Origin of the sequence: Enterococcus sp. DIV2419, from assembly GCF_051711865.1 — a bacterium.
Classification (GTDB): Bacteria; Bacillota; Bacilli; order Lactobacillales; family Enterococcaceae; genus Enterococcus; species Enterococcus faecalis.
This window is the reverse complement of the sequence record NZ_JBIONS010000001.1, coordinates 2188308-2202922: the sequence shown is the minus strand read 5'-3', so window position 1 is coordinate 2202922 and position 14615 is coordinate 2188308. Positions and strand designations below refer to the sequence as shown.

Annotated in this window: 15 protein-coding genes and 1 riboswitch; of the genes, 10 read left to right on the top strand and 5 right to left on the bottom strand. The window is 38.3% G+C overall.

The window, feature by feature from the left end; all coding sequences use genetic code 11:
* Positions 1 to 125: 125 nt before the first annotated feature.
* From IGI97_RS10425 to IGI97_RS10410, 4 genes are all read left to right on the top strand, one after another.
* Positions 126 to 896, top strand: a complete 771-nt coding sequence (locus IGI97_RS10425) for a TatD family hydrolase (RefSeq protein WP_010712094.1) — start codon at positions 126 to 128, stop codon at positions 894 to 896.
* Positions 893 to 1477 carry a ribonuclease M5 gene (gene rnmV / locus IGI97_RS10420; protein ID WP_002368172.1) on the top strand — a complete coding sequence of 195 codons (585 nt, stop codon included), beginning with the start codon at positions 893 to 895 and terminating at the stop codon, positions 1475 to 1477. Before IGI97_RS10425 ends, rnmV begins: the two co-directional genes overlap by 4 nt.
* A gap of 18 nt (positions 1478 to 1495) precedes the next feature.
* Positions 1496 to 2383, top strand: a complete 888-nt coding sequence (gene rsmA, locus IGI97_RS10415; RefSeq protein WP_002358849.1) for a 16S rRNA (adenine(1518)-N(6)/adenine(1519)-N(6))-dimethyltransferase RsmA — start codon at positions 1496 to 1498, stop codon at positions 2381 to 2383.
* 126 nt (positions 2384 to 2509) lie between these two features.
* Positions 2510 to 3127, top strand: coding sequence for a hypothetical protein (locus tag IGI97_RS10410; protein WP_113848719.1), 618 nt, complete (start codon positions 2510 to 2512; stop codon positions 3125 to 3127).
* 50 nt (positions 3128 to 3177) lie between these two features.
* Here the strand turns inward: IGI97_RS10410 and IGI97_RS10405 are convergent, their stop codons facing one another.
* Positions 3178 to 4281, bottom strand: coding sequence for an ABC transporter ATP-binding protein (locus tag IGI97_RS10405; protein ID WP_002355822.1), 1104 nt, complete (start codon positions 4279 to 4281; stop codon positions 3178 to 3180).
* Positions 4282 to 4466: 185 nt separating this feature from the next.
* On the opposite strand from IGI97_RS10405, the gene mgsA reads away from it, so the two are divergent.
* A complete protein-coding gene (gene mgsA / locus IGI97_RS10400; protein ID WP_002355823.1) occupies positions 4467 to 4889 on the top strand; it encodes a methylglyoxal synthase in 423 nt (140 codons plus the stop codon).
* A 66-nt stretch (positions 4890 to 4955) separates the two neighbouring features.
* Positions 4956 to 5123, top strand: a riboswitch (THF riboswitch).
* A 30-nt stretch (positions 5124 to 5153) separates the two neighbouring features.
* Complete coding sequence (locus tag IGI97_RS10395; protein WP_002385065.1) at positions 5154 to 5702, top strand: folate family ECF transporter S component; 549 nt, start codon at positions 5154 to 5156, stop codon at positions 5700 to 5702.
* A 51-nt stretch (positions 5703 to 5753) separates the two neighbouring features.
* Here IGI97_RS10395 and IGI97_RS10390 read toward each other — a convergent pair whose 3' ends face one another.
* Positions 5754 to 7520, bottom strand: a complete 1767-nt coding sequence (locus IGI97_RS10390) for an ABC transporter ATP-binding protein (protein ID WP_002355825.1) — start codon at positions 7518 to 7520, stop codon at positions 5754 to 5756.
* Positions 7510 to 9237 carry an ABC transporter ATP-binding protein gene (locus IGI97_RS10385; RefSeq protein ID WP_002363303.1) on the bottom strand — a complete coding sequence of 576 codons (1728 nt, stop codon included), beginning with the start codon at positions 9235 to 9237 and terminating at the stop codon, positions 7510 to 7512. The genes IGI97_RS10390 and IGI97_RS10385 overlap by 11 nt, the downstream gene beginning before the upstream one ends.
* A 125-nt stretch (positions 9238 to 9362) precedes the next feature.
* Between IGI97_RS10385 and IGI97_RS10380 the strand changes: the two genes are divergently transcribed.
* From IGI97_RS10380 to IGI97_RS10370, 3 genes are all read left to right on the top strand, one after another.
* Positions 9363 to 10130 carry a putative ABC transporter permease gene (locus tag IGI97_RS10380; protein WP_002387023.1) on the top strand — a complete coding sequence of 256 codons (768 nt, stop codon included), beginning with the start codon at positions 9363 to 9365 and terminating at the stop codon, positions 10128 to 10130.
* Positions 10131 to 10378: 248 nt separating this feature from the next.
* A complete protein-coding gene (locus IGI97_RS10375; RefSeq protein WP_438738587.1) occupies positions 10379 to 11599 on the top strand; it encodes a 3D domain-containing protein in 1221 nt (406 codons plus the stop codon).
* Positions 11600 to 11695: 96 nt separating this feature from the next.
* The gene (locus tag IGI97_RS10370) at positions 11696 to 12259 is read left to right on the top strand and encodes a GNAT family N-acetyltransferase (protein ID WP_002355832.1); all 564 of its coding nucleotides are present in this window, start codon (positions 11696 to 11698) and stop codon (positions 12257 to 12259) included.
* A gap of 45 nt (positions 12260 to 12304) precedes the next feature.
* Here the strand turns inward: IGI97_RS10370 and IGI97_RS10365 are convergent, their stop codons facing one another.
* On the bottom strand, positions 12305 to 12829 hold the full coding sequence (locus IGI97_RS10365) for an LURP-one-related/scramblase family protein (RefSeq protein WP_002355833.1): 525 nt from the start codon (positions 12827 to 12829) through the stop codon (positions 12305 to 12307).
* Between the two features lie 51 nt (positions 12830 to 12880).
* The gene (locus IGI97_RS10360) at positions 12881 to 13750 is read right to left on the bottom strand and encodes a Cof-type HAD-IIB family hydrolase (RefSeq protein ID WP_002383369.1); all 870 of its coding nucleotides are present in this window, start codon (positions 13748 to 13750) and stop codon (positions 12881 to 12883) included.
* Between the two features lie 133 nt (positions 13751 to 13883).
* On the opposite strand from IGI97_RS10360, the gene IGI97_RS10355 reads away from it, so the two are divergent.
* Positions 13884 to 14564 (top strand): uracil-DNA glycosylase, encoded by a 681-nt coding sequence (locus IGI97_RS10355; RefSeq protein ID WP_002363309.1) that lies wholly within the window; start codon positions 13884 to 13886, stop codon positions 14562 to 14564.
* Positions 14565 to 14615: the final 51 nt, after the last annotated feature.

The following is a 14615-nucleotide window of genomic DNA, read 5'->3' as shown; positions in this document are numbered from 1 at the left end:
GTATACGTTACTTTTAGCATAAATGCAAGCGCTGTTTATGAGGAAATGGCGAATCTTGTCGCCTAGTCATTCAGATTTTTCAAGAAATATGATAAAGTAGAGAGGAGATAAAGGAGGCAATCATAATGATTTTTGATACACACACACATTTGAATGCAGAACAATTTAATGATGATATTCCAGAAACGATTGCACATGCCCAAGAATTGGGTGTTACAGAGATGGCCGTGGTCGGTTTTGATGAACCAACGATTGAAAAATCTCTTTTACTTAGTCAGGAATATGCCAATATTTATAGTATCATTGGTTGGCATCCAACAGAAGCGGGTAGCTATACGCCAGAGGTTGAACGACGATTACAAGAACAATTAACGTTACCAAAAATTGTCGCATTAGGTGAAATCGGTCTTGATTATTACTGGATGGAGGATCCTAAAGAGGTGCAAGAAAAAGTCTTTCGCCGTCAAATTGCGATTGCTCGGGAAATGAATTTACCGTTTAGTGTGCATACGAGAGAGGCATTAGAAGATACCTATCGAATTTTAAAAGATGAAAAAGTTTCAGATATTGGTGGAATCATGCATAGTTTCAGTGGCGATGCTGAGTGGATGAAGAAATTTTTAGATTTAGGTCTGCATATTTCTTTTAGTGGCGTCGTGACGTTTAAAAAGGCGTTGGATGTTCAAGAAGCGGCGATGGCGGTACCACTCGAACGAATGTTGGTGGAAACAGATGCACCCTATTTAGCCCCGGTTCCTTATCGTGGTAAACGGAATGAACCAGGCTATACACGATACGTAGTGGAAAAAATTGCTGAATTGCGTCAACTAACCTTTGAAGAAGTGGCAGAACAAACGAGAGTCAACGCTCATCGCTTGTTTCGGATAGATAAATGAAGGAAAAAATGAAAGTTGCAGAAATCATTGTCGTTGAAGGAAAAGACGACACACGCCGCATTCAAGAAGTAGTTGCAGCGGATACGATTGAAACGATTGGCTCTGCTATCAATGATGAAATTTTGACACAAATTGAACACGCACAAGAAACGAGAGGCGTGATTATTTTTACAGATCCAGACTATTCTGGCGAAAAAATTCGTAAAACAATAATGGAAGTTGTCCCTGATGCGAAGCATGCTTTTTTATCAAGAAAAGTCGCAGTGCCTAAAAAAAATGGTGGTAGCCTAGGGGTTGAACATGCTAGTGATGAAGCAATTATTGAAGCCTTAAAAAAAGTCGTAACACCTGTTCAAGCTGGTGAAGACTATCAAGAAATTCCTAGACAAACACTAGTTGAATATGGTTTAATAGCGGGAGCAAATGCAAAAAAATACCGTGAATTATTAGGAGATGACCTAAGAATTGGCTATACAAATAGCAAACAGTTAGTCAAACGGTTAAGCATGTTTCGGATTACAGAAGCAGAATTGAAAGAAAGCATGACACGTATTTTAAAAGAACTTGCAAACGAAGAATAACTACATGGAGGAACAAGCGTGACGGACTATAAAGAAATTGCCACACCATCCAGAACCAAAGAAATATTAAAAAAGCATGGATTTTCATTTAAAAAGAGTTTAGGTCAAAATTTTTTGACAGAGCCTAATATTTTAAGAAAAATTGTAGAAACAGCGGGAATCAATCAGCAGACAAATGTTGTCGAAGTCGGGCCTGGAATTGGTGCATTAACAGAGCAATTAGCGATGAACGCGGCACAAGTTGTGGCTTTTGAGATTGATGATCGCTTGATTCCTGTCTTAGCAGATACCTTAAGTCGCTATGATAATGTAACAGTGGTGCATCAGGATGTTTTAAAAGCTGATTTGGTCGAGACAACCAACCAAGTTTTTCAAGAGAAGTATCCGATCAAAGTGGTGGCTAACCTACCTTACTATATTACTACGCCAATTATGATGCATTTTTTAGAATCTTCTTTAGATGTAGCCGAAATGGTTGTGATGATGCAAAAAGAGGTCGCTGATCGAATTGCTGCTAAACCAGGAACGAAAGCTTATGGCTCATTATCAATTGCTGTTCAATATTTTATGGAAGCAAGTGTCGCCTTTATTGTGCCAAAAACGGTTTTTGTGCCGCAGCCCAATGTTGACTCGGCGATTATTAAATTGACGCGCCGTGCTACACCAGCAGTGACAGTGACCAATGAAAAAGAATTTTTCAAATTAACCAAAGCCAGTTTCCAATTAAGACGTAAAACATTGTGGAATAACTTAACGCATTTTTATGGGAAAGATGAACAAACGGTGGCTTGGCTAAAAGAGAGCCTAGCTGAAGCAGAAATTGATCCTTCTAGACGTGGTGAAACATTGTCTTTAGAAGAATTCGCTCGTTTAAGTAATGCTTTAGAAAAAAATAAACCAGTATAAAAAAGAACTTTCTGTTATTTATGAGAAATAACAGAAAGTTCTTTTATGTGTCTTGACACATTGCGGCTGTTCAGCTACACTTGAGAAAAACAAAAGGTGTCATGACACCTTTAGGAGGCAGTTTTAATGAAAACAAACTCAGTAAAACGTTTAACAATTTCAGCACTTTTAATTGCAATGGGGATTATCATTCCAATGGTTATGCCAAGAATTACCATTGGTCCAGCCAGTTTTACATTAGCAAGTCACGTCCCAGTTTTTATTGCCATGTTTATTTCTCCAGTGGTGGCAATTGCGGTTAGTCTAGGAACAGGTTTTGGTTTTTTCTTATCCGCAACACCGATTATTGCTTTGCGGGCCTTATCTCATTTGATTTTTGCAGTCATTGGCGCAGTGATTTTACAAAAGTATCCAGAAATTTTAATCAATAAAGAGGGGAAATTCACTTTATTAAATGGGAAATTACAGTTGTTTAACGTGGGAATTGGAGTGATTCATTCCGCTGCCGAGCTAGTGGTTGTTTCTGTATTTTACACAATGGGCAACTTGCCAGGAACTTATTATACAGCCGGCTTCATGTATTCTATTTTTCTTTTGATGGGCGTTGGTGGATTAATTCATAGTTTGGTGGATTTCAGTATTGCCTACTTTTTAGCAAGTACCTTAAGTAAACATGTAGATATTCCAACTTTTACAGAAGCGAAACAACCCAAAGTGATAAAGAAGAAGGTTAAATTAGCATAAAGAGAAACAATCGAGGCATCCGTCATTGCGACGGATGCCTCGAGATTTTTTTATTTAATGACTTCTTCTGTTTGAGGGTCGAAGAAATGTCCTTTGTTAATATCAAAAGCTAAGTCAATCATTTCACCAGGATGGTGGAAGTCACGAGCATCTACTTTTGAGATAAACTCTGTATCACCAATTTTTGTATAAAGCATGGATTCAGCCCCTAATAATTCAGAAACAACGACTTCAGATTTAATCACCGCATCTTTCATTGCCGTTAAAGCCACTTGTTCGCTATGAATATCTTCTGGACGAATACCGAAAATTAATTCTTTGCCTTCATAACCATGTTCAACAAGCTCTTTGTTTCTTCCTTCAGGAATTGCTAGTTTTAAACCATGTTGGTTAGAAATAACCCCATTGTTTAAGGTAACTTTGAAGAAATTCATGGCAGGTGAGCCGATGAACCCAGCTACGAACATATTTTTGGGTGTATTGTAAACTTCTTTTGGTGAACCAATTTGTTGAATAAAGCCATCTTTCATAATTACGATTCGATCAGCCATGGTCATCGCTTCGGTTTGGTCATGTGTCACATAAATTGTCGTAGTTTCTAAACGTTGGTGTAGTTTAGCGATTTCAGCACGCATGGCTACACGTAATTTTGCATCCAAGTTTGATAAAGGTTCATCCATTAAAAAGACTTTGGCATCACGGACAATTGCCCGGCCAAGTGCAACACGTTGGCGTTGTCCACCAGAAAGCGCCGCAGGTTTACGCTGTAGGTACTCTGTTAAGCCCAAAATATCCGCAGCATTTTCCACCCGTTTTTTAATTTCAGCTTTATCATATTTTCTTAGTTTTAAACCAAAAGCCATGTTATCAAAAACAGTCATATGCGGATAAAGCGCATAGTTTTGGAAAACCATGGCAATATCACGATCTTTCGGTGCAACGTCATTCATGACTTTGTCCCCAATTGATAATTCACCTTCAGTAATATCTTCTAAGCCAGCAATCATGCGCAATGTTGTTGATTTACCGCAACCAGAAGGTCCGACAAAGACGATAAATTCACGGTCTGTAATTTCTAAGTTAAAATCTGTAACAGAATAATGTTCTGCATTATCATATTTTTTATACACATTTCTAAGCGCCATTTCCACCATTTGATACGTCACTCTTTTCTTTTTGATTTGTTACTCATAGTTTAAATGAAAACGCTGTCTTTCAGCAAGGGAGAGTTGCACAAGAAAAAGAAGACTTTTTCGTCAAGGTGACAAAGGGCAAACACTCTCAGCGGATTTATCGATAAACTTTTGTTATAATATAACAAAGACAGGAGTTGGATAACATGAAAATCGCTTTAATCGCTCATGATCGTAAAAAAACATTAATGATCAAACTAGCAACCGCTTATAAACATATTTTAGAAAAACATGAATTGTATGCAACGGGAACGACAGGCATGAAAGTGATGGAAGCAACTGGCTTACCCGTGCATTGCTTTAAATCGGGGCCATTAGGTGGGGATCAACAGATTGGCGCAATGATATCAGAAGACAACATTGATTTAGTTATTTTTTTAAGAGATCCTCTTTCCGCGCAACCGCATGAACCAGATGTGACGGCTTTGATTCGTCTAAGTGATGTCTATGAAATTCCTTTAGCGACCAATATCGGCAGTGCTGAAATTCTTTTGAGAGGTGTCGAGGCGGGGTTTGCGGACTTCCGTGAGGTTATCCATGAAGGGGATCGTCGACCGTTAGCTTTTTAGAGAACCTTAATGGTTATTTTGACTATTTTGTGGTATATTTTATGAGGACTTTTGTCCAAATAAAATAACAGAGTAGGAGACAAAGCGTTAAGTGCTAAAAGGATGGGATGTTGCCTTTTGGACGAAGAACATAAACAGTGTGTTGCTAGAAAGCAAAGGTTCTTACTTTGCTTATCATCAGAACAACACGTTCAGCTTTTTAATGTTCGCGGTTTTGTTTTCGCATTCGCTGCATGGTTCGTCATGTAGCAGCTCTTAGAGGAGATGCTAAAAATGACAAAGAAAAAATTTGGCACAAAATCCATTGCGTTAATGGGCGTACTCATTGCGGTGGTCGTTGTCTTTTCACGCTTTTTTGCGTATGAAACAACGTTTTTAAAAATCAGTTTCACGTTTATCCCAGAATCATTGATTGGGATGATTTTCGGACCTTTTTGGGCTGGAATCGGCACGGCGGTGGCTGATGTGGTAGGAATGTTGCTTTTTCCAAAGGCAGGCTATTTTCCTGGGTTTACTTTAAATGCCTTTTTGGCTGGTGCTATTTATGGTTATTTCTATTATAAGAAAGAAATGACATGGCAACGAGTGATTTTGGCGACATTGTTGGTCACCGTTTTAATTAATATCATTTTAACTCCTTTGTGGTTAAGTTTAATGTATGGCGTCAATCTAGCAAATTTTGCTTGGTGGGTGCCACGCTTAATTAAAACAGTTATTTTCTTTCCTATTCAAGTAATTGCCACTTATTATTTAGGCAATAAAATTCCCTTTAAACGTTTATTTGGGAAACCATTATCTGAATTAGATCAATAAATTTAAAATTAAAAGAGTCACTTTTCATCATCCCAGAAAAGTGACTCTTTTTTATTGTGCTTTTTGATTAAACTGTGCTTCGTAAAGGTCACGATAATAACCCTGTTCTTTTTGCAATAATTCGTCATGGGTGCCAATTTCAACTACTTGACCATTGTCCATAACTAGAATTTTTTCAGCACTTTTGATTGTTGCTAAGCGATGGGCAATAACAAAACTGGTCCGGCCAGTCATCATTTGTAAAAAAGCATCCTGAATTTTTTGTTCGGTCAATGTATCAACTGAACTGGTCGCTTCATCTAAAATAAGCATCGGCGGATTACTAATCATCGTGCGTGCAATGGTCATTAATTGTCGTTGTCCTTCAGAAATTTTAACGCCTTGGGAACCAATCTCGGTATCTAGTCCTTGAGGTAAACGCATGACGAAATCAAAAATATGGGCTTTTTTCATGGCTTCTATAATTTCTTCGTCAGAGGCTTCAGGATTTCCGTACGTTAAATTTTCCCGAATGGAGCTATCGAATAGCCAAGTATCTTGGAGAACCATACCAAAACTTTTTCGCAAGCTGTCCCGAGTAATTTGAGTAATGTCGTGAGTATCAACCGTAATTTGGCCACGGTCGACCTCGTAAAAGCGCATTAACAAATTCACTAATGTTGATTTACCCGCACCAGTTCGTCCAACAATGGCAATTGTTTCTCCTGGTTCAGCAATTAAATTAAAGTTTTCGATTAAAGGTCGCGTCGGCGTGTAAGAAAAATCAACGTCTTTAAATTCAACACGGCCTCGCGCTTCTTTCAAAACAATTGCGTTCGGGGCATCAGGACGTTCAACTGGTTGATCCATCATATCAAAGGTACGTTCCAATCCAGCTAAGGCGGCTTGGATTTGGTTGGTAATTCCTGAGAGTTCAATAAAAGGTTTAGAAAATTGACTAGAGTAAATGGTGAAACTGGAAATAACACCAACTGTGACTAAAGGATTGCCACTTAAAACTAACAAGCCACCGACTAATCCAATCGATAAGTAAGATAAATGGTCGATAAATCGAGAAAGTGGGTTGGTTAAGGAAGAAGAAAACTGAGCCTTCTGTCCTTTTTCATACAACGTTTGATTCAATGCTTCAAATGTTTCTTGCGTAGCTTGTTCTTGTTGAAAGGCTTTAACAATTTTTTGGTTGCCAACCATTTCTGAAACGAAGCCGGAAATTTCACCAACAATCGTTTGTTGTGCAGCAAAGTTTTTTTGTGAAGCTTTTGCAACAAGCCAGTTTACAATAAAAATAATCGGCGTACTGATAAGAACCACTAATGTGAGCAGGGGACTTAGCCGAATCATAAAGAGCAAAGCAACAACGACGGTGGCCATGCCGGAAAATAATTGGTTGAAGACAGCCGAGCAAGCCATTGAAATATTGTCAATATCGTTGGTAAAGCGACTGACGATATTTCCGTGTGACGTTTGGTCATAATAACTTAACGGTAATTGATTTAAATGGGCAAAGGCATCTTTTCTCAGCTGTGTGGTCGATAAATAAGACACGCGATTACCGAGACGTTGAATCAGCCATTGACTTAGAACGGTTACGAGTAAAATCCCTGCTAATAAACCTAAAATTTTGATGAGTTGCGCAGCATTGACTTGTCCTTTACCAACCATTGTATCAACGGATTTACCTATATAATAAGTCATGAGGACAGTCGAAAAACCACTGAGAATTCCTAGGATTAAGGCGCCGATAATTTCTTTTGGATAGCGTAGTAAATACGGCTTAAAACGTGAGAAGGCGCCAAAATGAATTTTTTTAGTTTGCATGGGTATCCTCCTCCTGTGACGCAACGATTTCTTGATACTCTTTAGAAGAAGTAAGTAATTCTTCGTGGGTGCCAAGGCCAGCGACTTTTCCACTATCTAGGACTAAAATTTGATTCGCCGTAGCAATCGAACTCACGCGTTGTGAAATTAAAATAACGGTTGTCTCTGCTCGTTCTTTTTGTAAAGCACGGCGCAGATTCAAATCTGTTTGATAGTCGAGGGCACTCAAGGAATCATCTAAAATAAGTAAATGCGGTTTCCTAATCAAGGCACGGGCAATGGTCAACCGTTGTCTTTGTCCACCAGAAAAGTTTTTTCCGCCTTCGTTAACAGGCGTGTCTAACCCTTGGTCTAATTGTTCAACAAATTCTTTACATTGGGCGATAGCTAATGCTTCCCAACAGTCTTCATCAGTTGCATTTGGTTTGCCCCATTGTAAGTTTTCTCGAATAGTCCCTGTAAATAAGACGGCAGTTTGTGGAACACTTGCAACTTGTTGGCGTAAAGTAAAGAGCGGCCAATCGCGCACATTTATACCATTAATAAAAAGGTTTCCTGCACTCACATCATAAAATCTGGGAATGAGTTGGGTTAAGGTACTTTTCCCGCTGCCGGTAGGTCCTGTGATGCCGAGAATTGAGCCTTTAGGAATCGTAAAATTGATATTTTCCAAAGCCAAACCGGCCTCTGGTTCATAGCGAAAATCTACATGGTCAAAGGTAATATCACCAAATTGTGGAGATGTTTTTGCTGATTCTGGTGTATCTGTTAACTGGCTTTCTACAGTTAAAACCTCATTGACACGGTTTGCGGAAGCGGCAGCTCGCGTAAAAATTACCACGAGATTAGAAGCAACAATTAAAGCGAGCATCATTTGATTCATATAATTGATCAATGCTAAAACTTCCCCTTGTTGCAGGGAACCGAAAGAAACTTTTAAGCCACTAAAATAAAGTAAAAATAAAATTCCAACATTCATAATCAAAGTGGTTAAAGGCGTTAATAAAGCAGAAACATTCGATACACGAATGTAAATATCGCCTAAATCATCTGAAGCTTTATCAACATGTCGTTGCTCTGTTTCCTTTCTAGCAAACGCACGGATCACACGGACACCGCTTAAGTTTTGACTAATTTGACGGTTTAACCGATCCAAATATTCTTGGACTTTTTGATATAAAGGCACAGTCACTTTAATGATAATAAAGAGAATAAGGCTAAAAATTGGTAAAAGTAATAGGAAAAGAAAGCCCATCTGCACATCAATGTAAAAAGCCATGACCACAGAACCAATACTTAAAAAAGGTGTCCGAATGACCAACCGAATAAACATCGCTAAAGCCAATTGAAGCTGGTTGATATCGTTTGTGATCCGAGTGATGAGGGTATCTGTACCAAAACTATTTAATTCTTTGTGTGAAAGCTGATTAATTTTCTTCATTAATTGATTTCTTAGCTCCGTCCCAAAACCTTGCGAAGCGACTGAAGCATAATATTGACAAATCATGACAAAAAATAAACCAACTAACGACATAACAAGCATCCAGAGGGCCATTTCTATGACAGTCTGTCGGTCGTTTTGACGAATACCGACATCGACTAAGTGAGCCATGAATAAGGGCAAGACTAACTCGAAACAAGCTTCTAAAAATTTGAAGACTGGACCGAGGATAATTTGTTTTCGATAATTTTTTGCGTATTTCAATAAACCAAACATAAGATTCCTCCCTTTGCTGCTCTCATTGTAGCCTAATCTTTCAATGAAAGAAAGTTGTTCGCTACATTTTCTCAACTTCTGTTAAAATAGAAGAAAAGCGCAAAGAAGTGGAGAGTGACAGAAACGTGGAAAAAATGAGTCAGGTTATTTTGTTATTTTTTATTTATTCCTTTATCGGCTGGTTATGGGAAACGGTGTATTGTTCATTAAAAGCCAAAAAATTTGTTTATCGAGGATTTTTGGTAGGGCCTTATTGTCCTATTTATGGATTTGGGGTCTTAAGCGTTCTCTATTTTGTGGAACCCTTTGAAAACAATCTCTTGGTATTGTATGTCGGATCGGCTGTTTTAGTGACGATTTTAGAATATGTCACTAGTTATGGCTTGGAAAAACTGTTCCATGCCTCTTGGTGGGATTATCATGATGTACCTTTTAATTTAAACGGTCGTGTGGCTTTACCGGTTTCTCTTTTTTGGGGATTGGGTTGTGTCTTGATTGTCAAAGTTATTCAACCAGAAATTGCCAAAGTTGTCAGCTTTTTACAAGCAACCTTTGGCAACTACTTAGCCCTTTGCATAGTGATTGTAATGGGGCTTGACTTAATTTATACGTTGCTGAACATGCAAGGTTTCAAAAAACTTATTACCGAGATGGGCCAAACGTTGGAAACGAACCAACAAGAATTTAAGCAACGGTTGAACACAAAAATGGAAATCGCTACAGCTGATTGGCAGAAGTTAAAAGAACGAACCAAAAAAGAGCATTTCCAAAATCGGTTAAATTTCCAACAACGTCGTTTTATTAACAATTACCCAAAACTAACTTTAAAAAACATTAAAAATTCCAAAGAAGTTCGGCATCTCTTAGAAGATTTGAAGAAAAAGGGCCAATAATTAACAAAAAATATTACAAAATATTTCAATCAATGGTCTAATGGGATGAAAAAAAGAAAAATCGTCAAAAGCTAGTTTTTAAGCCGTCTTAAGAAATTCTTAAAGAATTGAGATAGAAATGGACTAATGAATAAACGCAGGATAAAAAAAGAGTTGCATTTAAATTGTAATAAATTGTAACATTATTGAAATAAAACAAGCCCTCCTGACTAGTATAATGAGTAGGTGTTTTAGATAAGTTAGGAAAGGTGTTGGATTTAGTGAAGGTTAAAAAGTTGATACCATTTTTAACAACAATGATGCTTATCAATTTTGGACTTCCAGTCGCTGCAGCAGCAGAATCACTTGATTCGTTGCAAGAAAAAGAAGCGCAAGCGAAACAATCTGGGGAGTTAATTAGTAAAGAAATCAATTCAGCCTTAGACGATGTAAATGCTAAATATGCGGAAATCGAACGTTTAAAAACGCAAATTTCAAAAGCGGAAGATACGTTGAAAACTTCGAAAGAGGAAATAGAAAAAACAGAAAAAAATATTTCTCGTCGTAAAGAAGCTGTTGGCGATCGTATGAAGGATATTCAATTAAATGGCGACCAACGTACTTGGCAAGCCTTATTAGATGCAGAAAATTTATCAGATTTCTTTAATCGGGCCTACGCCATGACCGTTTTACAAAACTTTGAACGGGAAAAGATTGAAAGCTTAACTAGCGAAAAAGAAAAGTTAGCTGCATTACAAGAAAAAGTTGAAAATACGCAAACAACTTTAAAGCAAAATGAAGAGAAATTACAAGTTGAAGCTTCTTCAATGAATAATAAAGTCTCTGATTTAAAAGAAAAAATGGCGAATAATGAAGAATTATTGGCTCAAATTTCGACAGACAAACAGAAAGAGCAACAACGCTTAGTCAGCGAAAAAGCAGCAGCTGAGGCACAGAAAAAACGTGCGGCAGAAACTGCCAAAGCAGAAGCAGCGAAGAAACAAGCAGCTGCCGACAAACAAGCGCAAGCAGATGCGGCGGCTAAACTAGAAGCCGAAGCTGTTGAAGAGTCAAGCAGTCAAGCATCAAGCTCTTCTACAAGTACGGAAAGCAGTAGCACTGAATCTTCAAGTTCAGCTAGTTCATCCGAATCGTCATCAACGACAGAATCATCGACAGGCGAATCATCAACACCAGGAACTGGCTCTGGTCGTGTGCTTCAGATGGAATCAACCGCTTATTCTTGGCGTGAGCCAGGTGCAAGTAATCTAAGTGCTACTGGTATTGACTTAAGTAAACAAAGCAATGTAGTTGCAGTCGATCCAAGTGTAATTCCTCTAGGTTCATTAGTGAAAGTCTCTGGTTATGGCTTTGCTATTGCTGGAGATACAGGTGGCGCTATTCAAGGAAATATTATTGATGTTCATTTTGATTCAGTAGACCAATGTCATGTTTGGGGACGACGTCAGGTTACAGTAGAAATTCAATAATAAATTTGTTATACTAAAGACAAGATAAAAGGAATTGGCTAAGTCAGTAATGATAGTAGCCAGTTCTTTTTTAGTTAAATGTAAAGGAGAATTACAATGATTCGCTCGGCAACAAAAGAAGACGGTCAAGCGATTGCTCGGCTGGTCTTAGTTATTTTAAAAGATATGGAGTTACCAATTTTAGAAGAAGTCTCAGAAGAACAAATGATTGACCTATTAGCAGAGGCAACGGCGTATCCAACCTATCGCTATGGCTATCAACGAATTTTAGTTTATGAACATGCAGGTGAAGTTGCAGGGATTGCTGTCGGCTATCCTGCGGAAGATGAAAAGATTATTGATGAACCTTTAAGAGAAGTCTTTAAAAAACATGGCTTAGCAGAAGATGTTCGGCTATTTATTGAAGAAGAAACCTTGCCTAATGAATGGTATTTAGACACGATTTCTGTGGATGAACGTTTCCGTGGAATGGGAATTGGTTCTAAGTTATTAGATGCTTTACCTGAAGTAGCTAAAGCTAGCGGGAAGCAAGCCTTGGGTCTAAATGTTGATTTTGACAATCCAGGGGCGAGAAAGTTATACGCAAGCAAAGGCTTTAAAGATGTCACAACAATGACTATTAGTGGTCACTTATACAATCATATGCAAAAAGAAGTGTAAAAATAACGAAGCTAAAGTCAATCACTTTAGCTTCGTTATTTTTCATTAATCCGTTAAAGGATCAAAATCTAATCCAAAATCATCGGAAGTTTTTTGTTTTTTCTTATTATATAACCAGTAGTCAAGGACAGCTGCTATGCAGATGCACAACGGTGCGTCCTCATCATTGGCAACAGTTAAAACAAAATAGTCGCCTGTACAAAGCATGGTTTTATCCATTGACATAATTTTTTTATGGACTTGATAAATTGAATATTGATGCGCTTTGATATCACCAACAACTGCCCAGTGAAGGCCTTGAACATAATAGAAATCAGCATTTAAATTGAACAGTTTTCGTAGAGTACCCACTTTTTCAAAACGCTGATATAACTCAAATCGTGTACCAAAAGTCCAAGAAACTTGTTTAATACTGGCTAAAATTTCTCCGTTCATTGCATATAAAGAAAGCGCATCTCCTCGTGTACCCCAGCGCCCCACCAATAGAAAAAGTGAACGGCCTGCTTGGTCTTTCACGATGGTTCGCGTAACTTTTCCTAACTGTTGTTCTTGAATAAAAAATTCAGACACGACACGATCTCCTTTCTATATATAAATGAGTGCTGTAACTGGTAGTGCTTATTACAAATCTTCTCTTATTGCACGCAGGATGGCTTCGCCAACACCATTTTCTAAATTAGTGGCTGTTTCATATTTAGCGTATTCTTTTAATTCCAGTTCGGCATTGCCCATTGCAAAACTTACCCCAGCCCATTGAATCATGCTGACGTCATTTAAATTATCACCAATAGTCATGACTTGTTCAGCGGGAATCCCACGTTCTTTAGCGACGCGCGCAACCGCAATCCCTTTTTGTGCTAGGCGGTGGTTAATTTCAATATTATTAAGCGCAGAAGAGGTAACAACCAAATCATCTAGTTCTTCTACTTCCATCCCAGCAGGACCTAATACTTTCGGCCCATCCATACTGAAGCCAATAATTTTAAGGACTTCAATCGAATCATCTTTTAAAATGTCGTCTAAACGATCAACATAGGTAATATGCAATAAAGATAGGTGTGCTGAAGCCATGGCAATCGCCACTTTATAAGTTAAATGGGGCATGGATTCTGCAATATGAGCGGCAAAGTTTTCAATTCTTTTTTCTTGATGTTCAGAAAAAATACCTTTATTTGTAGAGATTTCATAGTAAACATTGTGTTGACTCAAAATAGTTAGTACTTCTGTTACTGTTTCTTTTTCGATCCCAGCCGTGAAAAGTGAGTGTCCATCTTTGTCGAACACTTGGGCGCCGTTTAAAGTAATCATGGCGCAGTCAATTCCAGCTTCTTCTAACGCGGGTTTCGCTTCGGTATATGCGCGGCCAGTAGCAACCATAAATTCGATTCCTAAACGTTCCGCTTCGCGAATTGCTGAAGCGTTATCATTTGTGATGCTCATTTTTGCATCTAAAAGTGTTCCATCCATATCTGAAGCAATTAATTTAATCATCGATTCTCTACACCTCATTATCTATTTAAAGCTTACCTATAGTTTACCACGTTTTTCCAAGAGAAAGTACCCAGAAATTTCTTGTCAGGTTTGGAGAAATTCGTTATGCTTAGAGAGCGAAGGAGTGAGCATTATGAAAGAAATTATTCACAATAGTTGGCAAACCGTTTTATCTGCTGAATTTGAAAAACCGTATTATCAAGAATTGCGAGAATTTTTGAAAAAAGAATATCAGACACAAACGATTTATCCAGATATGTATCATTTATTTTCAGCGTTAGAACTAACCCCTTTTGAAGAAGTAAAAGTAGTAATTTTGGGACAAGACCCATATCATGGACCCAATCAAGCACACGGACTAAGTTTCTCTGTCCAGCCAGGTGTGAAAGTGCCGCCATCTCTTGCGAATATTTACAAAGAATTACAAGCTGATTTAGGGTACCAACCCGTCAACCATGGCTTTTTAGAAAGCTGGGCCAAACAAGGCGTGTTATTATTAAATACTGTGTTGACCGTTCGGGCAGGTCAAGCCTATTCCCATCGAGGTAAAGGGTGGGAGCAACTGACAGATGTCATTATCGAAAAGTTGAATGAGCGTGAAAAACCTGTTGTTTTCATTTTATGGGGACGTCCTGCTCAAGAAAAAATTAAAATGATTGATACGACTCGGCATGTGATTATCAAATCGCCACACCCAAGTCCATTGTCAGCACATCGTGGTTTTTTTGGCTCACGTCCGTTTTCTCAAGCGAATGCCGCTCTAGAACGTTTAGGGGAAACGCCGATTGATTGGCAACTTCCTGAAACAGTGTAGTGTAACAGTGCAAGCTGTTATAGTGTAGAAGAGTTGGTTTGTGAAAAGTTT